We start from the raw sequence: 19,276 nt of genomic DNA, 5'->3' as shown, positions 1-19,276 counted from the left end.
AACCAGAACTTTATAATCGTTATAACATTTAATTATCTTTTATTTACAAAGCAAATTCTTACATACATGCATTAACAAAACTATATGCGTTAAGGTTTTAACAAACAGTGATTTTAACTGTAAAATTCCATGACCTTTGATAAGGAATTTCTAAAAAATCATCACTATGAACCTTAAACGCATCTTCGGAACATTGCTTACTATACTTGGCATTGTTGGCCTTATTTATGCAGCATATATCTTTATAAATAGCGCCATGGGTGAGCAAAGTATAAAAACACTGGTAATATATGGAGTACTTGGGCTTATCTTTTTTGTATCGGGTATAGGACTTATAAAGCGTACACGAGACGACAGCAACACCTAAGCAATAGGCTATATAAACGGCCTTGTAAGTTTATTTTGGTATGAGAACAGCACCAGGCCTACTTTCGATTTTATTTTAAATTTATCGAAAAGCGCACTGCGATACGATTCTATAGACTTTACCGATACGCACATTATATCAGCCATTTGCTCGTAAGTATATTCCTTTTCATCGCACACCAGCGAAAGGAATTCCAGTTCCCGACGGGTAAGCCCGGGTATGTGCTTTTCGTGGTCTTCATGTGTATGCAGGTCAAACCGTTTTACCCTGCGTAATATTTCCACCACATTAGCATAGCCAGTAGTAGCTATGCTGTCTATAGCATATTTCAGGTCTTGCGCGGCGCAATTTTTATGTAAAAAACCACGGGCACCATAATAAAAGGCTTCATCTATAATATCCTCGTCTAAATACTGAGTAAGGAGTAATACCCGGTTTGTTTTCGGTGTAGTATCCTGGGCGTCTTCACTGCGTTTTTCCAGTTCTTTCAGTAAATCGGTACCGCTGAGGCCCGGCATAGAATAATCTACAATTAAAACATCGTGTGGTATTACAGGCTGGTGGTTTAAAAAATCCAACGCACTATCGTACTCGGCCGCTACCGAATAGTCTCCTAATTTTTCTATAAGTTCTTTGAGGCCTTTCCTTACAAGTTGGTGATCGTCTACGAGGCCAATTGTAATTTTATGCATAGCGTTATTTTTGGGACAATATCACTTGGGTACCCTTACCGGGTGCTGAATTAAGTGTAAAATTAAGGTTCACCAGTTCGGCACGGCTTTGCAGCGTATGTAGCCCCAGGCCTTCACCTTTATCTACAGCACTAATATCAAAACCTTTACCATTATCAGCTACGGTAAGTTCAAAAGGTTCAGCAATAAGCTTTATGCTGATTTCGGCAGCCTGTGCATGTTTTAATGCATTGTTTACCAATTCCTGAAAAATCCTGTAAATTACTATTTGGCTGCCGGAATCGAACCCTTTGAGTTCATTTCCCTCAAAATTAAACAAAATTTTTATTCTTCCCAACTGTTGCAGCCTTGAAACTTCGGCAGAAATGGCCTTTACAACATTTTGCTGCACCAAAAGCTGGCCGCTAAGGGAGTGGCTTGCCCTGCGTATAGAGTTAGACAGTTCTGCAACTGCGTTAGACACAGGCTCCATTGTTTCAGATAGTTGAGGGCTATCAAGCTTCAAATTCTCAACAAGGAAATTAATATACGTAATCTGCTGACCGGCATCGTCATGAAGCTCCTGCGAAATATTATTAAATACCTGTTCCTGGGTTTCCAGTATGGTTTCGGTGAGCGTTTTCTGGAAGGCCAGGTCTTTTTCGTAAATAAGCCTGGTGTAGTTTTTTATCTTATTAATGTACAGCTTTATGAGCAATGCGCAAAACACTATTATAGCACTTACAAAGGCTATGGTAATAAGTATTCCGGCAACAAGATTATCTATCATTTCCTGAGTTGTTTTTCTTTAAAAAAGTAAATATTTATTATAGAATAGTAAATAAGGTTAGGGAAGTTAACGGCCACATCATACATATTTACATTTCCTAAAATTATAGTATTAGACAATTTACTATTATCAAAACCATTCATAATACTCACACCCATAAAAAAAAGGATAGGGGTAAATAAAAGCAAACTCTCATTACTTTGGAAAAAGGCAAAATTCTCAACATTAAGTTGTCCAAAATATTCTTTAATAAAAATCAACATGTAGATTGCTGCACCAACTACAAAACTATAGATATTAAATTTCCCCATCCCTTCCCATAGTAGCATGTCAATCAAACAAAAAACCAAGTAAGGCACTATTACATACACCCAAAAAGACTGTCTTTTAAAAACTTTAAGTAATAATAAAAGCCAAATGGTATTATGGATTGTTGTCGTTACAGGATATATCCACTCATTATCTAATGTGTCAATTATAATAGAATACGTTATTACAATTTCACTAAAAACAAAAGCCGTTAGGATTAAAAGAAGCCCTATATGCTCCTTTTTTTTAAAATTTGCAAAAAAGAAAGCATTTATAGCCGAAAAGGCGATATAAAACTGGAGTAAACTTATTTCAGTCAATATTTTTTGAAACATAAATTCAGCCTGTATTACAAGAGGCTGAATTTACACTTTTTTACTTTAATTATACATTAAGCCCTTGGTCTCGTCCTGGAAAAATTATAAAACCCAATAAAGCTACCATTATCAGTCACTTTAAAAAAGATATCGCTACCACCTGCAAAAGCACCTTTGGCAAATGAAAACACTGTAGTACTTGTATTAAGCCCATGGTTACTTACAATAGCCCTTAAAAGTGGCACAGAGAACAAGGTGTCAAGCGTTATATCTGTCGTTTTCGCATAGCGCAGTGTTGTAACGTCATAATATACCCTCAAATATTCGTTGTAATGGTCAGTATACGAAAGGGATAATGCAGCAAATTCTGTCAATAAATCAGCATGACTTTTACTACTGTATCCCCCTGCCGGAACTGCTGCTGCTACCGTATACTCGGCGCTGTCGGGGTGCATTATATGTGCCACTTCTATTGTGCCATACATAGCCGGGAAATCTATATACTGGTCGTTAGTTTTGAGCCAGTTAAACAAAGTGGCATCATCTGTAGAAATCCTTAACAAGTCTACATGGATAACTGTAGAGAGTTCTAATACAATACCGGCTGCGTGAGTCGTTGTCCAGCCTACCGGGACTAAGTTCTTCTTAATGATTACAATAAACTGCGATGGTGGTAAGGTAGATGGCATAAGCTTTAGAATTAAATTTTAACAAATGTTTTACTTCAAATATGCAACAACAATCGTTAGAAAATATTAGGTAAAAACCTAGTTTTTTGCATCGATATTTACATTATATTTTGCGTGTGAGTTAAAATTCGAATACAGCTCCTACATGAAGGTACAGCTTAACATTGGGCGAATGCCAAAACCGAAAAAAATGCGTAAATTTGCCCCTCAATTTTATAATAAACCAAAATGGGTAAAGTAAAAGTAGGACTGGTACAGATGAGCTGCGAAAAAGAAAAGCAGCCAAACCTGGACAAAGCTATACGCGAAATTCGCAATGCTGCTGCACAGGGCGCACAAATCGTATGCCTTCAGGAGCTGTTCACTTCGCTTTATTTTTGCGATGTGGAAGATTATGAAAACTTTAAGCTGGCCGAAGCCATACCGGGCCCAAGCACCGATGCACTAAGCGCCGTAGCTAAAGAGCTTAATGTGGTTATTATAGCATCGTTATTCGAAAAGCGTGCCGAAGGGTTGTACCACAACACCACAGCTGTTATAGATGCAGACGGTACCTACCTGGGCAAATACCGCAAAATGCATATACCGGATGACCCTGCCTTTTACGAGAAATTCTACTTTACCCCGGGCGACCTTGGCTACAAGGTATTCCAAACGAAATATGCCAAAATAGGTATCCTTATCTGCTGGGATCAATGGTACCCGGAAGCAAGCCGTATTACTGCACTTATGGGCGCCGAAATTATGTTTTACCCTACCGCCATCGGTTGGGCTACAGACCAGGATGAGGCTACCAATAAAGAACAGTATGATGCATGGCAAACCATACAACGCAGCCATGCCGTGGCAAACGGCGTACACGTGGTAAGTGTAAACCGTGTAGGTTTTGAGCAGGACGGCGCCATGAAGTTTTGGGGCGGCAGTTTTGTAGCCAACCCACAAGGTACACTTATGTATCTTGCAGATCATGAAAGCGAAGTTACAACTGTAGTGGAAGTTGACACAAAACTTACCGACCACTACCGTACGCACTGGCCGTTTTTAAGGGATCGCAGGATAGATAGTTACCAGCCTATTACCAAAAGATACCTGGACGGGGAATAGGTAAAAATGGTGACATTTTGCATTTGTGTGCGGAATTAACATAATTAGAGTGTTTTTTTTAGTAATGTTGTACTGTCAAAACCAGTAAAATACACATGGAAATTACGCACTTTAAATTTGAGCGCCTACAGGTGTGGAATCAGGCTATGGATTATGGTGAACGCATCCATAAGATATCCATAGACTTCCCGCCTAATGAGCTGTACAGTCTGCAAACACACATTACAAAAGCCGCAGACAACATCGCCTTCCTTATATCGGAAGGCATGGCCGAAGAGTCTAACGAGGATTTCAGGAAGTACCTTGCGTACTCTATGAGGTCCATTTCAGAGGTGGTCTGCTGCCTGCACAAGGCACAACGAAGAAATTATATATCACCGGAAATCTTCAGCGAGCTGTATACAGAGTCTTACCTGTTGTTAAACCACACCAAGGCCCTGAAAAAATCGCTGAAGCCAAATAAAAATTAATGGCAATACATACAGGACAAACTCCAAAGTCATTAGGGTTTCACTTCCCTGCCGAATTTGCACCCCAGCGTGCGTTATGGCTTTCTTGGCCCCATAAAGAGGAATCTTGGCCAGGCAAGCTGCACACCATTTATAAACCGTACTGCGAGTTTATACTACAGGTAAGCCGCCACCAAAAGGTATGCATTAACGTAGCCAATGAAGCTATGAAACAGTTTGCCCAGAACGAACTGGATGCTTACCTGCCACTGGTACCGGGTGCTAAGCTTAGTGAAGTTACCTTTTACTTCCACCCTACTAACGATGCCTGGTGCCGCGACCACGGCCCTGCCTTTGTGGTAAACCGCGAAACAGGCGAAAAGGCGGTTGTGGACTGGGGTTATAATGCCTGGGGTGGTAAGTACCCCCCGTTTGACCTGGATGATGTTATACCTACCCGTATAGGTGAGGCATTAGGGCTTAAAGTTTTTAATGCCGATATTGTTATGGAAGGCGGTAGCGTGGAGTTTAACGGTAAAGGTACTTTGCTTACCACCACTGCATGTTTGCTTAACGAAAACCGTAATCCGCACCTGAACCAAAAACAGATAGAGGAATACCTTACCGAATACTACGGTGTGGAGCACATCCTTTGGCTGGGCGACGGTATTGTGGGCGATGATACCGACGGGCATATAGACGATATTACCCGTTTTGTAAATGAAGATACTGTAGTTACTGTAGTTGAAGAAGATAAAAACGACGACAACTTCCACCTGCTTCAGGAAAACCTTGATTTGCTGAAAGGTATGCGCCTTCAGGATGGCAAGCAGCTGAACATTATAGAGCTTCCTATGCCAAAAGCAGTGATTTGGGAAGACCAGAGGCTGCCTGCATCGTATGCTAATTTTTATATTGCAAACGAAAGCGTGATTGTACCTACTTTCCGTGATGATGCTAATGATAAGAAAGCGCTTGATATACTAACAGATTGCTTTAAAGGCCGCGAGGTTATAGGCATAGACAGCACCGACCTCATTTGGGGACTTGGCAGCTTCCATTGCCTTAGCCAGCAGGAGCCTTTGTAGATTTCAGAATTAAGATTTTAGATTTCAGATTGAACTACACTCGGATTTTTCGTATGAGTGGAATCTGAAATCTAAAATCTGAAATCATAAATGGCTATTGTACGCTTTTTATCCTGCTTACAATTTCTTCCTTAGGCACAACACCTGCCTGTTTCCAAAGTATTTTTCCTTCTTTAAACAGCATCAGCGTGGGTACGCCCCTCAGCTGGAATTGCGGGCTTGCCATAAGTTCCTGGTTCTTGTCTACGTCAACCTTAATTATGGTTACGCTATCGCCCAGGGTTTCCTTTACCTCGGTAAGTATGGGCGACATCATTTTGCACGGACCGCACCAGGTAGCAAAAAAGTCTACCAGTACCGGCGTGGCACCGTTAATAAGCGTTTGAAATCTTTCCATGGCACATTAGTTTTTATTTAAAGTTAGCAATAAAAATGGCCGCCTAAACTGCTTTAACACCGCCTTGGCTATTAGTGCTAATTATGCGTTAATCTGCGGGGTACGATTATTTTTTATTAGAATTCTTCCTACATTTATCAAAAAAGTAACCGACAGTATGAAGAAGATATTTTTAATGGCCTCCCTTTGCCTTATGATGGCCAACATTACATCGTGCAAGAAAAAGGATGGTACCGATGTGGAAACCCACGAGCATGATGAAAAAATGATAGCACTGGATACCAATGGCTTTGCGGCTTTCTACGAACGCTACCCCGATTACAAACCGTATAAAAAAGAAATAAGCGAGCTGTACAAAAAACACCCGCACTATATATGGCACGAAAAGCGTGGGCTTATAGAATTTGCCGAAGTGCTGTATAACCGCGTAAACCAGCTGGACGATGAAGGCCTTCCGAGCAAATTGCCTTACAAGTCGACAATTGACGATTTGTTCCAGGATTCAGGGCGTGGCGAACGGCCAAACGTGCAGTCGGAATTACTGATTTCGGCAATGTATTTTTATTGGGCTGATAAAACCCTGGAAGGATTGCCTACTGAGAAAAGGCAGCAAACCGGGTGGTTCCTGCCGCGCCAGCATACTGATTATGTTGCCTACCTGGACACACTGATGCAGGAGCCTCAGAAAATTAAGGGCGACAAAAAGGAGCTTTTCAGCCAGTACTACAACCTGAAGAAAGGCCTGCAAAAATACCGTGAAATAGAAAAAAAAGGCGGTTGGCCTGCCATTACCCTGCCCGAAGGCACAAAATCGCTTAAAGAAGGCGACAGCGGCGATGCTGTAGCCCAGCTGCGTACACGGCTTGCCGTAGAAGGTTATCTTGCCAAAGACAGTAAAAGCACCACTTTCGATAAAGACCTGAACGATGCAGTGGCTTCATACGAAAAAAGCCATTTCCGCACGTATAACAATAAGGTAACGGAATCGATTATAAAAGAACTGAACGTACCGGTAAACGAACGTATAAAGACCATAGCAGTGAATATGGAACGTTGCCGTTGGATACCTACAACAATTGACACACAAAAGGAATACATAGCGGTAAACATACCGTCGTACAGGCTGCGTTATGTCATAGACGGCAAACCGGAGCTGATTTCTAATGTGGTGGTGGGCAAGGATGCTAACCGCACCGTGATATTCAGCGGGAATATGAGTTACCTGGTTTTCAGCCCGTACTGGAACGTGCCGCCGAGCATTGTACAAAAGGAAATAAACCCGGGCATAGCCAAAGACCCGAATTACATGGCAAAACACAACATGGAGTATTACAATGGCAAGCACATACGCCAAAAGCCGGGCGGTGATAATTCGCTCGGTTTGGTAAAATTCATGTTCCCGAATACGAACAACATTTACCTGCACGACACCCCTGCCAAGAGCCTGTTTAGCGAAGACGACCGCGCCTTTAGCCACGGCTGCGTGCGTGTACAGAAAGCCCGTGAACTGGCTATTATGATTACCAAAAAAGACGGTGGCTGGAACGAGGCGAAAGTAGACAAGGCCATGAATGCCGGTAAAGAAAACAGCTATGTACTGAAGAAAAAGATACCGGTATACCTGACTTACTTTACGGCCTGGGCCGATGAAAAGGGTAACGTTGCCTTCTTTGATGACATTTACCAGAGGGATGAAAGCCTGGCTACGCTGATGTACTCTAAATAAAGGACTATCCTAACCTGAATATGAAAGCCCGTAACCTGATGATTTGGTTACGGGCTTTTTCTTATAGTTCTCCGTCTGCTTTAACGCTCATTTTATAATCAAATCCCCACATATAGGATATTTTCCACTTACCATCCTCTTTCACTGCATTAAACTTATAACTGTATTCATCAGCTTTAGGTTCAGCATCACCAAAGTAATAGAAAAACTCGCCAGAGTCGCCTTTAAGGCTGGTGATACCTACTTTAACATCATTCCAGTCACCCGGGTCGTCCTGGCACATACACCAAGGGTCTACATCATTTACAAAACTGAACGGCGGTAGCTCTCCCATATCCCAAGGGTCAAATTGCTTATTCTTTATTTTTTCATCAAGGGTATTTATTATTGCCGCATAGTTATCAATAAACTCCGATGAGAAAAAACCTGTACTTCTCAGTTTAATCAGGTTTTTAGAAAGCCCTATCTTATCGAATCCTGTACAAATAGAATCCTTAGGGAAAGTGGGCAATAAGTCAATACTTTGGCCTGACTCTGCCCACTTAATAGTTTTACGGATAAGTTGGGCAAGCTGTTCCTTCTCGGCTTTTCCTTCTTCAGCAACCGGGGTTGCAGGTGCAACTTCCGTTGAATCAACAGCAATACTGACAGCATTGGCTTCTTCCTTTTTACAGGCAGTAAATAACGATGCCAACAACAATGCGGTAAGGATGGTTTGTTTATAATTGGTTGAATTATTACTGTTTTTCCAGCACCACATCTACAGGTTTGTTCATTTTACGGCCAAACTTTATAGCTGCCTGCTGGCTGTCGTTACTGCACAACACATACATGTTGTAGGCATAGAGTGGCAGTATTACGGTTTTAAACTGCCCGCCATTTTCCTTGCCGTCTACATCCTCTATCTTAAAGCTGAACCGGTCTGCGGGGAACGTATTGGCTATAGACAATATGTAATTATCCTTCGCATACGGGAAAAACCAACGCTCATTCCCCGTAAGCTTTGTTCCTTCGGGTAAGGCTTTGTTATCATCGCCTATGGCATAGTTTTGCTTAAAGCGCATGGGTTCGTTGGCACGGCTCCAGCTGTATACATTGCCTACATTGATTACCTCACGCCCCAGGCTGTCTACAATAGTAATCTTCAGGTTTTTTATGTTTTCCTTTTTACCGTTTTCATGTACATCAAGCACCAGGTAAGACGTAAAATCGTACCCGCAGTGCATGGTTACCTGCTGGGCTTTGGCCGAAAAGCCTATAAAAGCTAATAGAATAACAATATATCGCATGGTACAAATGTAAGTATTTTGGGCAATTGGCACGCAGGCTTTGGCGAACCGGCACAGTATTTTATAACACTGAACAATAAAACAGTTATATCGTAAATTCAACAGGGTTTATTGTGATTTTTTCAATAATTTAGCGTCCGGAAATTTTATTCTCTAAAAAATGAAAAATACCGCGCTTACGCACATACACGAACAACTGGGTGCCAAAATGGTACCTTTTGCAGGCTACAATATGCCTGTACAATATGAAGGGGTAAATGCAGAACACGAAACCGTGAGGAACGGCGTAGGCGTTTTTGACGTTTCGCACATGGGTGAGTTCTTCCTTAAAGGGCCAAACGCCCTTGCCCTGATACAAAAAGTAACCACTAACGACGCTGCTACGCTTACCATAGGCCGTGCACAGTACTCTTGCCTGCCGAACAATGAAGGCGGTATTGTAGACGACCTTATTGTGTACCGCCTGGGCGAAGAAGAATACCTGCTTGTAGTAAACGCCAGTAACATAGAAAAAGACTGGAGCTGGATATCGCAGCACAATGACCTTGGTGTGGAAATGACCAACGCCAGCGAAGACTATTCGCTGCTGGCTATACAAGGGCCTAAGGCTGTTGAGGCCATGCAGGCACTTACATCCATAGACCTTGCTGCCATAAAATACTACCACTTTGAGGTGGCAGATTTTGCAGGCGTAGACAATGTAATCATTTCGGCTACGGGCTATACCGGCAGTGGCGGTTTTGAAATCTATGCTAAAAACAGCGACATAGAAACTATATGGACCAAGGTATTTGAAGCAGGCGCTGCCTTTGGCATCAAGCCGATAGGCCTTGCCGCGCGCGATACCCTGCGCCTGGAAATGGGCTTCTGCCTGTACGGTAACGATATTAACGATACTACATCGCCAATAGAGGCCGGACTGGGCTGGATTACCAAATTCACCAAAGAGTTTACCAACAGCGAAGCCATTAAAAAACAAAAAGAAGAGGGAGCTACCCGTAAGCTTATCGGTTTCGAACTTATAGACCGTGGTATTCCACGCCACGACTACGAAATTGTAGATGCCGAAGGTACTGTTATCGGTGTGGTAACATCGGGTACACAGTCGCCATCGCTTGGTAAAGGTATCGGCCTTGGTTATGTACCAACGGCTTTTGCTCCTGAAGGCAGCGAAATATTCATCCGCATCCGTAAGAATGATGTGGCTGCCAAAGTGGTAAAGCTACCGTTCTACAAAAAATAGGCATACAATTTATACCTGCTATAAGCCGTTTTCTGCTAAAGGAAACGGCTTTTTTAGTTAAAGCCGTTTACACCCCGCTTAATTTTGGTTATATTTGAGATATATCAAGCCTTATTATGAAGAAATACGTACTGCTGATACTGTTTGTTTCGGCTGCTGTTGCCGCACAGGACAACCGGAATGCCTGCCGCATTTTTGCGCGCATCAATACCCTGATGCAGGAAAAGCATTTTAGCCCAAAGCCGCTGGACGACAGCCTTTCGGTGTATGCATTCAATACGGTTATCGACCAGCTTGATGATAACCATATCCTTTTTACCGAAGATGAATACAATAGTATGCTTGTCCACAAAACCAGCATAGACGATTATATTAAATCGCAGAAATGCTCTTTTTTTGATGGGTTTATAAACACCTATCGTGCTGCGTTGCTTCGCAATAAAAAATTTATTGAGGAAATAGCAGCCGAAACACTTACCTACAATACTAAGGATACCATTTTTTATTCTAAAAAGGTATACCCGTTTGTGAAGGATCCGCAACGCATAAAACGCTACCTGCGTAAAAAAATAACCTACGACATACTGGAAGATATAGCCGAACTGAGCAAAAACAAGGACTCACTAACTAAGCAGCTGCCCGCGCTTTTTGAAACCACCAAGCATAAGGTACTGGAAACCTACCTGTGCCGTGCCGATAACCTGCTGTCGCCACCTGAGGGTTTTGAAAACAGCATTTATAACCGATTTTATAGTGTGTTCTGCTCGTATTTCGATCCGCATTCTACCTATTTTAATTATAATGAAAAAGCTTCGTTTGTATCGACCATCAGCACCCAAAGCTATACACTGGGCCTGTACGTAAGCCAGACTGATGACGAGGAAATTGTAATAGACGAAGTAGTACCCGGCGGCCCGGCTTTCAACACAAAAAAAATAGAGAAAGGCGACAAGATTATTAAGCTGGCATCTAACAACAACGAGTATATTGTATCGTGCTCGTCTATGGATGCCATAAACAGCATTGTAAGCAGCGACACCTACCGCAATGTAGACCTTACCCTGCGCAAAAAAGACGGCACACTGTACACTGTTACCCTTATAAAAGAGGTAATGAAAGACGATGAAAACCTGGTGTACAGCTATGTTTTGGGCAATGGTAATGATAAGTACGGTTACATAAAAATACCGAGTTTTTATACCAATTACGATAACCCCGATGGCAGTGGCTGTGCTGCCGATGTGGCTACCGAAGTAATTAAGCTTAAAAAACAAGATATTAAAGGCATTATCATAGACCTGCAATACAACGGCGGCGGTTCTATGGACGAAGTAATACAACTGTGTGGCATGTTCATCAACTACGGCCCGGTGGCAGTGCTTACCGACCGCCAGATGAAATACAACACCGTGCGCGACTACAACCGCGGCATGATTTACGAAGGGCCACTGGTAGTGCTGGTTAATGCGTTCAGCGCTTCTGCGAGTGAGTTCTTTGCCGGGGTAATACAGGATTATAACCGTGGTATTATAGCGGGCAGCCCTACCCACGGCAAGGCTTCTATGCAAAACATAATCCCCATTGAAGAAAATGACAACAATGACTTTATAAAAATTACCATAGACCGTTTTTACCGTGTAAGCGGCAAGAGCAGCCAGTACACTGGCATACTGCCCGATGTGGAACTTCCTATGCTCTTCAGCCCGATACTGCCACGCGAAAAAGGCATGCCGAATGCGCTTAAAAACGATTCTATAGACGTGCACCTGCGTTATTCAAAGTTGCCTATCCAGCCGCTTAATGAAGCGATATTTAAAAGTAAAGACCGCGTAGGCAGTAATGCTTCTTTTACTACCATAGCCAGCCTTAATGAGCGTATTAACCTGCTGTATAACGATGACAGAAGGAAACTGCCTGTAACTTTTACGGCCGTATACGACCAGGTACACAGTACCGATGGTTTGTACAAAGACATTAAAGAAGCCGCCGAAAAAGAAAGCAGCATTACCGTAACGGGCAGCTATACCCCACAGGGCAGTGAAGATTTTGTAAAAACAGTAAACGACTTTAAAATAAAGGGCATTAAAACTGACCCGTACGTGTATGAGGGCATCAACATACTGCACGACCTCAGCATGTATAAAAAGCAATAAAAAAGCCTGCGGTTTTGTTTTGGCAAAAAGCGCGAATAATTATATTTTTGTGCTCCAAATAAATAATCATTATGGGAAGAGCGTTCGAATTCAGGAAAGCCAGGAAAATGAAACGTTGGTCTGCCATGGCCAAAACCTTTACACGTATAGGTAAAGATATAGTGATGGCCGTTAAGGAAGGCGGGCCAAACCCTGAAACCAACTCAAGGCTAAGGGCGGTAATACAAAATGCCAAGGCAGCTAACATGCCTAAGGACAACGTAGAGCGTGCCATTAAAAAAGCATCTGATAAAGACACAGCTAACTTTAAAGAAGTACTTTTTGAAGGCTATGCACCACACGGCATTGCCATACTTATAGAAACCGCTACCGATAACAACAACCGTACTGTGGCAAACATCCGCAGCTACTTTAACAAGTGCAACGGTACCATGGGTACACAAGGTTCGGTAGAGTTTATGTTTGACCATACCTGTAACTTCCGTATACCGGCTGAAGGCCAGGATGTAGAAGAACTGGAACTGGAAATGATAGACTTTGGTGTGGAAGAAATCTTTGCCGATGAAGACGGTATCATGATGTATGCGCCGTTTGAAAGCTTTGGTTCAATCCAGAAAGAACTGGAGCACCGCGGCATAGAAATCCTTTCTTCAGGTTTTGAGAGGATACCTCAGGTTACAAAGCAGCTTACCGAAGACCAGGTAGCTGATGTGGAAAAACTTCTTGAAAAAATAGAGGAAGACGACGACGTAATGAACGTGTACCACACTATGCAGGAATAATTTATTTTAAATTATAAATTTGAATTATAAATGAAAGGCTGCCAATCGGCAGCCTTTTGTTATTTTATGTATTTCTCAAAGTCATTCGACATTAGGTCTAAAACTAGATGGCGCGGATTTGTAATCCGTGCCTCAACAATAAGCACGGATTACAAATCCGCGCTATCAAAGTAAAATGTGAAAACTGTCTACAAAATAACTTCTACAAATTAAATGATGCCCCTACCTGGAAAGTAAACTGGTTGTTGAAGTAATCATACCCATTTACATCGCTGTCATAGCGGGCAAACGGAAATACAATTTCAGAATATAACCCGAAACCTTCGGTAAAGAAGTAACGTGCACCCACGTGCCCGCCAAAGTTACGCAGGCCAACATTAAGGCCGGGGTATACATCTACCTTATCCCCTATTCCTAATACATCGCCTATATTAGCATTCAGCCTTGCTTTAAAATCGGCACGGTCGCCAAAATCAGGATCTTCAACGCCTCCGTTTTCGGCATTCAGCAAATACGTAGCCGAAAAACCATACGACAGGTTTTTGCCAAGGCCAAAATCTACCGTACCAGTAATACCATTGGCATCATCCTGGGCATTAAAGCCTATTTGCAGTTTGGTATCGCCTTTTCCATGGTAAACCTGTGCGCCGGCCAGCGTGGTAAATACAAGTGCTACAGGAAGTAAAAGTTTTTTCATCCTAAAAAAAAATTAGTAATACTATACGTGTAAATTTACACCGAAAAGCCAACAAAAACAAGGCTTTTGGCTTTAGGATATAAAATCATCATCATTTTTTTGTAACTTTTTTAGCAGGCTACTGTAACAATAAGAATTACACAGCAGTCATTATATCAAAACCTATAACGCATACATTGACGGTACCAAACCAGAATATCGACCAGCTTGTGGCCCTGTGCAGGGAGGGCAATCGCAGTGCGCAGTTTGAAGTGTACAACCGCTATTATAAAGCGATGTACAATACTGCACTGCGTATAGTGAAAGATGTACACTGGGCCGAAGATGTAATGCAGGAGGCTTTTTTAAAGGCGTTTACAAAAATAGGGGCATATCGTGGTGAAGTAGCTTTTGGTGCCTGGCTGAAGCGCATAGTGGTTAACCACAGCCTGGACAGCTACAAAAAAATAAACCAGGAAGCTGCCGCACCGCTGGACGACATACTGTATAAAGTGGAAGATGATGGCTACAAGGAAGAAGCCAAAATAGATTTCCAGAGTATGCAGGTACAGCAGGTAGGCGCTGCCATACAAAGCCTTAAAGAGAGTTACCGCCTTGTACTTACCCTGCTGTACATAGAAGGTTACGACCAGGAAGAGATTTGTGAAATAATGGCTATTACCCCGGGTAACTGCCGTACCACCATAAGCCGGGCAAAGGAAAGCCTGCTTAAAAAACTGAGAGGATAATGAAAGAAGAACAAAAACACGATGAACTTGACCACCTTTTTGGCGGCATGAACGGGCAATGGGATACCGAGGAACCCGCACTGGGGCACCACCACCGTTTTATGCAAAAGCTGGAAGGCAATGACGAAAAAAAGAAAAAAGGCCTCCTTTGGATTGCCGTGCCTGCTGCGGCCATGATAGCCATGATTATGGGGCTTGCGTTTATGTTTATGAACCGCCCTACCGATGCTGAATTGGCATACAACAGCATGTCGCCAAAAAACCGCGAGGCACAGGAATATTTTAATACCGTAATTAAAAAAGAGCTGGCTCAGGTAGAAAAGGAAAATTCGCCTGAGACAAAAAGGCTCGTAGCCGATGCACTGGTGCAAATGGACCAGCTTGAAAAAGATTATAACAAGCTGCTGGCCGAACTGGAGCAAAAAGGCGAAAACAAAAAAATAATCCATGCGATGATAACCAACCTGCAAACACGGATATCATTTTTGGAGGAAGTGCTTACACAAATAGAAAACATCAAAAAAATTAAAGAAACGTACCATGAAAACAATCTATAAACTAACCTTGTTATTCCTGTTGCTTCCGCTGGGGCTCTCGGCGGGCATAATAAAGGGTAAGTATACTAAAGAGAAGAAGATAGAAAAGGGCTTTGCAGTAAACAGTAATGCAGGCCTACAGGTGGGCAATAAGTTCGGGAACATAGCCGTTACTACATGGGACCAGGACCGTACTGAAATTGAAGTGGTTATCACCGTAAGCGGTAACAATGAAGACGATGTGGTAAAAAGGCTGAACAGCATAGATGTGGAGTTTGACGCTACAAAGGCATTGGTGAACGCAATGACACGCTTTGGCAACGTTAGGGGGAAAACCAGCATGGAGGTAAACTACACCATACGCATCCCTAAAAACGGTACCCTGGGCCTTAACAACCAATACGGCAGCATAAAGCTGGGCAAAATATACGGCGGTATGAACATTGACCTGCAATACGGCAACATCACCATTGACGAAGCTAATGGCGATACGAATAAACTTGACCTTCAATACGCTAACGGCAGCAGGGTAAATTATATCAAAAACATGAACCTGAGGATGCAGTATAGCGATATGAACATCGGTAAATCAGGGACAATTACCGCTAACTGCGACTATTCTAACATCAAAGCAGATGAAGTACGTACACTGAGCCTGGATATGGATTATGGCGACCTGACTGTAGGTTCAAGTAATATTATCAACCTGAAATCGAATTACAGCGGCTTTAAATGCGGAAGGATAGACAACCTGCTGAATGCTTCGGTAAACTACGGCAATGTGAATGTAAAGAGCATTGCAAATGGCGCTCGCAGTATAGTGGTAAACGGTACCTATAGCGACATTAGGCTGGGATTTGCACCCGAAACAGCATTCAGCTTTGAGTTTAATACCGAATATGGCGGGCTTAGCGGCAAGGAGCTGCTGAACTTCTCTGAAAAAACAGAGAAAGACATCAGGGCACATTATGTAGGTACAAGCAAAGCCGGAGAAGGAAACTGTAAGGTATATGCCAAATCAGAATACGGAGAAATAAGGATAAGCAGGAATTAATCACCCCTGCTTTTAAATATCATCATCAATCATCATTTATTTATCAATCATAAAAACGAGCAGTTATGAAAAACGCAATGTTATGGGTTGCAGGGATATTCTTTTCCCTAACCGCAGCAGCACAGGAGGGCACCACCATAGCCCCCTCAAATCACAAGGTAACGGAAGAGCGCAATACGGGTTCTTTTGAAAAACTGAAAGTAGACGGGCCTTTTGAAGTGGTACTTACCGAAGATACCGCCCAGAAACTGAGTATACAGGGTGCAGATAACCTGATGCCGCTTATAGAAACCTCAACTAAAGACAATACACTTAACGTAGTACTGAAAAAGGGCTATAAAGTAGCACCTTCTAAGTACAGCAAGATTACAATACGCATACCGTATTCCCTGCTTACTGAAGTACACCTTGTAGGTTCGGGATGCATTACATCTAAAAACATTATACGCAATAAAGTACGATTCCTGCTGAATGGCTCGGGTAACCTTACATTCGAAGTTTATAACAAAGATACCGAGGTAGCGGTTATAGGTTCGGGCAATGTGAAGGTGAAAGGTACTTCGGGTATATTGTCGTGTAAGCTTACAGGCAGCGGCAGCATAACAGCAGCCGATGTAGAATGCCTTACTGCCGATGTACAGCTTACCGGAAGCGGTAACATAAAGGTATCGAGCAGTAAGTCCATTAAAGGCAGGCTGGACGGAAACGGCACCATAGCTTTTGGCGGACAGCCCGAAGGACAGGACCTTATGCGTACCGGTAACGGAACCTTCAGTGTTTTTTAATATAAAAATGGTTTAACCTTTTTTGATTGAAGCGAAAAAGGTTAAACCAATTCATATACAAGTTTTAGGTTAGCCGGCTGGTAACAGCCGTAAGAAAAGCATCGGCCTGATACCCGATGCTTTTTGATTTTTAATCTTCAATGTAATGCAGCGGCGTAAGGTCGGCACGCTCCTCCTCAGTATACAACCGGGAATCTATAATAAAGCGCTTGCCCAGTGGTATTTCCAGTGAAAAGCTTGCACCACGCCCGTCTACCGCAGTAAGGGTAAGGTGGGTATGCTGCCAGTATTCAAACTGGTCTTTACTCATCCAGAATTCGCAGCCCTCTACTTCGCCCAGGCATACATCGCTGTAGCCCAATTTAAAGTCGCCTTTTTCAAAACACATGGGCTGGCTGCCGTCGCAGCACCCGCCACTCTGGTGGAACATTAGTTCGCCATAACGGCCTTTCAGTTCGTTTATTAAAGCTATCGCCTTTTCGTCAGCTTCTATCCTTTTGTACATAACTAATCATATTAATAAAAAAACAGGCCACCATGAGGGGCAGCCTGTATTCAAACTACTTAATCTTAGAAGAATCCTAATTTTTGTTTGCTGTAGGATACCAGCATGTTTTTGGTTTCCCTGTAGTGCTCCAGCATCATTTTGTGGTTCTCGCGGCCAAAGCCCGATTTTTTGTAACCACCAAATGGTGCATGCGCGGGATATGCGTGATAGTTATTCACCCAAACACGGCCTGCCTTAATAGCACGCGGCACCTGGTACAGCTCATGGGCATCGCGTGTCCAAACACCTGCGCCAAGGCCATAAAGGGTATCATTGGCTATTTCTATTGCTTCTTCAACTGTTTTAAACGTAGTTACACACACCACCGGCCCGAAGATTTCCTCTTGGAAAATGCGCATTTTGTTATTACCTTTAAATATCGTCGGTTGGATATAATAACCGGTAGCAAGCTCGCCCTCCAGTTTATTCACATCACCACCTGTAAGCAGCTCGGCACCTTCCTCCTTACCAATTTTAAGGTAGCTCTGTATCTTCTCGTACTGGTCGTTACTGGCCTGCGCGCCTATCATGGTAGACTTATCAAGCGGGTGGCCTGCAACAATAGCATTGGTACGTTCTACCACACGGGCTATGAATTTATCGTAAATATCTTCGTGTACCAGGATACGGCTCGGGCAGGTACATATTTCACCCTGGTTCAGGGCAAACATTACTGCGCCTTCTACCGCTTTATCGAAGAAATCGTCATCGGCATCACCTACTGATTTAAAGAAGATGTTTGGCGATTTACCACCAAGCTCCATAGTACTTGGTATAATGTTTTCGGCGGCGTATTGCATAATCAGGCGGCCTGTAGTGGTTTCACCTGTAAATGACACCTTACTGATGCGTGGCGAAGTGGCCAGCGGCTTACCGGCTTCTACGCCAAAACCGTTCACTATATTTATTACACCCGCAGGCACAACATCCTGAAGGAGCTCCATTAGTACTATAATAGATACGGGGGTTTGCTCGGCGGCCTTAACTACGGTACAACAACCAGCAGCAATGGCCGGGGCTATTTTCCAGGTAGCCATAAGCAGCGGGAAGTTCCACGGTATGATTTGCCCTACCACACCTATCGGCTCGTGCAGTACAATGCTTACCGTGTTTTCGTCATGCTCAGAAATAGTACCTTCTTCGGCACGGATAACACTGGCAAAATAACGGAAGTGGTCTACACACAACGGAAGGTCGGCAGCAAGGGTTTCGCGGATGGGCTTACCGTTGTCTATCGTTTCTACTGCGGCAAGGTATTCCAGGTTGGCCTCAATAGTATCGGCTATTTTATTCAGTATGCTGCTGCGGTGTGCAGGCGATGTTTTGCTCCAGGTTTTAAATGCTTCGTGGGCGGCATCAAGTGCCAGGTCGATGTCTTCTTTAGACGAACGTGCGGCTTTGGCAATAAGCTTACCATCTATAGGTGAAGTGTTGTCGAAATACTCACCTTTTACCGGTGGAACAAACTTACCACCAATGAAATTATCATATTTGTCTTTAAATTGCGGACGTGCTACAATAGTGCTCATAACTTTAAATTTGCTTTTTGTTTAAT

The 19,276-nt window shown here is 43.0% G+C and carries 22 protein-coding genes; 12 read left to right on the top strand and 10 right to left on the bottom strand.

From position 1 onward, the window contains the following. Nucleotides 1–166 precede the first annotated feature (166 nt). Nucleotides 167–367 (top strand): hypothetical protein, encoded by a 201-nt coding sequence (locus tag ACZIX4_RS01210; RefSeq protein ID WP_463333790.1) that lies wholly within the window; start codon nt 167–169, stop codon nt 365–367. Between the two features lie 8 nt (nt 368–375). On the opposite strand, the gene ACZIX4_RS01205 is transcribed toward ACZIX4_RS01210, so the two are convergent. From ACZIX4_RS01205 to ACZIX4_RS01190, 4 genes are read right to left on the bottom strand one after another with little or no spacing between them, the layout of a single operon-like run. Continuing rightward, nucleotides 376–1,059, bottom strand: a complete 684-nt coding sequence (locus ACZIX4_RS01205; protein WP_463333789.1) for a response regulator transcription factor — start codon at nt 1,057–1,059, stop codon at nt 376–378. A 4-nt stretch (nt 1,060–1,063) separates the two neighbouring features. Then, nucleotides 1,064–1,828 carry a sensor histidine kinase gene (locus ACZIX4_RS01200; protein WP_463333788.1) on the bottom strand — a complete coding sequence of 255 codons (765 nt, stop codon included), beginning with the start codon at nt 1,826–1,828 and terminating at the stop codon, nt 1,064–1,066. Further along, nucleotides 1,825–2,472, bottom strand: coding sequence for a hypothetical protein (locus tag ACZIX4_RS01195; protein WP_463333787.1), 648 nt, complete (start codon nt 2,470–2,472; stop codon nt 1,825–1,827). Before ACZIX4_RS01195 ends, ACZIX4_RS01200 begins: the two co-directional genes overlap by 4 nt. A 56-nt stretch (nt 2,473–2,528) precedes the next feature. Next, nucleotides 2,529–3,143, bottom strand: a complete 615-nt coding sequence (locus ACZIX4_RS01190) for a hypothetical protein (RefSeq protein WP_463333786.1) — start codon at nt 3,141–3,143, stop codon at nt 2,529–2,531. Nucleotides 3,144–3,371: 228 nt separating this feature from the next. Here ACZIX4_RS01190 and ACZIX4_RS01185 point away from each other — a divergent pair, with 228 nt between their 5' ends. The 3 genes from ACZIX4_RS01185 to ACZIX4_RS01175 all read left to right on the top strand — a co-directional run bounded on the left by ACZIX4_RS01185 (nt 3,372) and on the right by ACZIX4_RS01175 (nt 5,784). Continuing rightward, nucleotides 3,372–4,247: a carbon-nitrogen hydrolase gene (locus ACZIX4_RS01185; protein ID WP_463333785.1), complete on the top strand. Its 876-nt coding sequence runs from the start codon at nt 3,372–3,374 to the stop codon at nt 4,245–4,247. Nucleotides 4,248–4,342: 95 nt separating this feature from the next. Next, a complete protein-coding gene (locus tag ACZIX4_RS01180) occupies nt 4,343–4,717 on the top strand; it encodes a four helix bundle protein (RefSeq protein ID WP_463333784.1) in 375 nt (124 codons plus the stop codon). Further along, on the top strand, nt 4,717–5,784 hold the full coding sequence (locus ACZIX4_RS01175) for an agmatine deiminase family protein (protein ID WP_463333783.1): 1,068 nt from the start codon (nt 4,717–4,719) through the stop codon (nt 5,782–5,784). Before ACZIX4_RS01180 ends, ACZIX4_RS01175 begins: the two co-directional genes overlap by 1 nt. A gap of 94 nt (nt 5,785–5,878) precedes the next feature. Here the strand turns inward: ACZIX4_RS01175 and trxA are convergent, their stop codons facing one another. After that, entirely contained in the window at nt 5,879–6,181 is a 303-nt protein-coding gene (gene trxA / locus ACZIX4_RS01170; protein ID WP_463333782.1) for a thioredoxin, read from the bottom strand. Nucleotides 6,182–6,338: 157 nt separating this feature from the next. On the opposite strand from trxA, the gene ACZIX4_RS01165 reads away from it, so the two are divergent. Next, the gene (locus tag ACZIX4_RS01165; protein ID WP_463333781.1) at nt 6,339–7,907 is read left to right on the top strand and encodes a L,D-transpeptidase family protein; all 1,569 of its coding nucleotides are present in this window, start codon (nt 6,339–6,341) and stop codon (nt 7,905–7,907) included. Nucleotides 7,908–7,968: 61 nt separating this feature from the next. Here ACZIX4_RS01165 and ACZIX4_RS01160 read toward each other — a convergent pair whose 3' ends face one another. Then, on the bottom strand, nt 7,969–8,667 hold the full coding sequence (locus tag ACZIX4_RS01160) for a hypothetical protein (protein ID WP_463333780.1): 699 nt from the start codon (nt 8,665–8,667) through the stop codon (nt 7,969–7,971). Further along, on the bottom strand, nt 8,645–9,196 hold the full coding sequence (locus ACZIX4_RS01155; protein WP_463333779.1) for a hypothetical protein: 552 nt from the start codon (nt 9,194–9,196) through the stop codon (nt 8,645–8,647). The genes ACZIX4_RS01160 and ACZIX4_RS01155 overlap by 23 nt, the downstream gene beginning before the upstream one ends. 160 nt (nt 9,197–9,356) lie before the next feature. Here ACZIX4_RS01155 and gcvT point away from each other — a divergent pair, with 160 nt between their 5' ends. The 3 genes from gcvT to ACZIX4_RS01140 all read left to right on the top strand — a co-directional run bounded on the left by gcvT (nt 9,357) and on the right by ACZIX4_RS01140 (nt 13,374). Continuing rightward, nucleotides 9,357–10,439 (top strand): glycine cleavage system aminomethyltransferase GcvT, encoded by a 1,083-nt coding sequence (gcvT, locus tag ACZIX4_RS01150; RefSeq protein ID WP_463333778.1) that lies wholly within the window; start codon nt 9,357–9,359, stop codon nt 10,437–10,439. 116 nt (nt 10,440–10,555) lie between these two features. After that, nucleotides 10,556–12,592, top strand: a complete 2,037-nt coding sequence (locus ACZIX4_RS01145; protein ID WP_463333777.1) for a S41 family peptidase — start codon at nt 10,556–10,558, stop codon at nt 12,590–12,592. A gap of 71 nt (nt 12,593–12,663) precedes the next feature. Next, nucleotides 12,664–13,374, top strand: coding sequence for a YebC/PmpR family DNA-binding transcriptional regulator (locus ACZIX4_RS01140; protein WP_463333776.1), 711 nt, complete (start codon nt 12,664–12,666; stop codon nt 13,372–13,374). A 202-nt stretch (nt 13,375–13,576) separates the two neighbouring features. Here the strand turns inward: ACZIX4_RS01140 and ACZIX4_RS01135 are convergent, their stop codons facing one another. Then, nucleotides 13,577–14,071 carry a DUF6646 family protein gene (locus ACZIX4_RS01135; protein ID WP_463333775.1) on the bottom strand — a complete coding sequence of 165 codons (495 nt, stop codon included), beginning with the start codon at nt 14,069–14,071 and terminating at the stop codon, nt 13,577–13,579. Between the two features lie 176 nt (nt 14,072–14,247). On the opposite strand from ACZIX4_RS01135, the gene ACZIX4_RS01130 reads away from it, so the two are divergent. The 4 genes from ACZIX4_RS01130 to ACZIX4_RS01115 all read left to right on the top strand — a co-directional run bounded on the left by ACZIX4_RS01130 (nt 14,248) and on the right by ACZIX4_RS01115 (nt 17,174). After that, the gene (locus ACZIX4_RS01130) at nt 14,248–14,799 is read left to right on the top strand and encodes an RNA polymerase sigma factor (protein ID WP_463333774.1); all 552 of its coding nucleotides are present in this window, start codon (nt 14,248–14,250) and stop codon (nt 14,797–14,799) included. Beyond that, nucleotides 14,799–15,356, top strand: a complete 558-nt coding sequence (locus tag ACZIX4_RS01125) for a hypothetical protein (RefSeq protein WP_463333773.1) — start codon at nt 14,799–14,801, stop codon at nt 15,354–15,356. Before ACZIX4_RS01130 ends, ACZIX4_RS01125 begins: the two co-directional genes overlap by 1 nt. Beyond that, entirely contained in the window at nt 15,340–16,389 is a 1,050-nt protein-coding gene (locus tag ACZIX4_RS01120; RefSeq protein WP_463333772.1) for a DUF4097 family beta strand repeat-containing protein, read from the top strand. The genes ACZIX4_RS01125 and ACZIX4_RS01120 overlap by 17 nt, the downstream gene beginning before the upstream one ends. 65 nt (nt 16,390–16,454) lie before the next feature. Continuing rightward, nucleotides 16,455–17,174 (top strand): head GIN domain-containing protein, encoded by a 720-nt coding sequence (locus ACZIX4_RS01115; RefSeq protein ID WP_463333771.1) that lies wholly within the window; start codon nt 16,455–16,457, stop codon nt 17,172–17,174. A 130-nt stretch (nt 17,175–17,304) separates the two neighbouring features. On the opposite strand, the gene ACZIX4_RS01110 is transcribed toward ACZIX4_RS01115, so the two are convergent. Together ACZIX4_RS01110 and ACZIX4_RS01105 are read right to left on the bottom strand one after the other, a co-directional pair. Further along, the gene (locus ACZIX4_RS01110; RefSeq protein WP_463333770.1) at nt 17,305–17,679 is read right to left on the bottom strand and encodes a DUF779 domain-containing protein; all 375 of its coding nucleotides are present in this window, start codon (nt 17,677–17,679) and stop codon (nt 17,305–17,307) included. A gap of 65 nt (nt 17,680–17,744) precedes the next feature. Further along, nucleotides 17,745–19,250, bottom strand: coding sequence for an aldehyde dehydrogenase family protein (locus ACZIX4_RS01105; protein ID WP_463333769.1), 1,506 nt, complete (start codon nt 19,248–19,250; stop codon nt 17,745–17,747). Nucleotides 19,251–19,276 lie beyond the last annotated feature (26 nt).

The sequence above is a fragment of the Flavobacterium niveum genome (assembly GCF_055231775.1).
The sequence above is the reverse complement of the archived record's forward strand: the minus strand, read 5'-3'. Positions and strand labels throughout refer to the sequence as shown.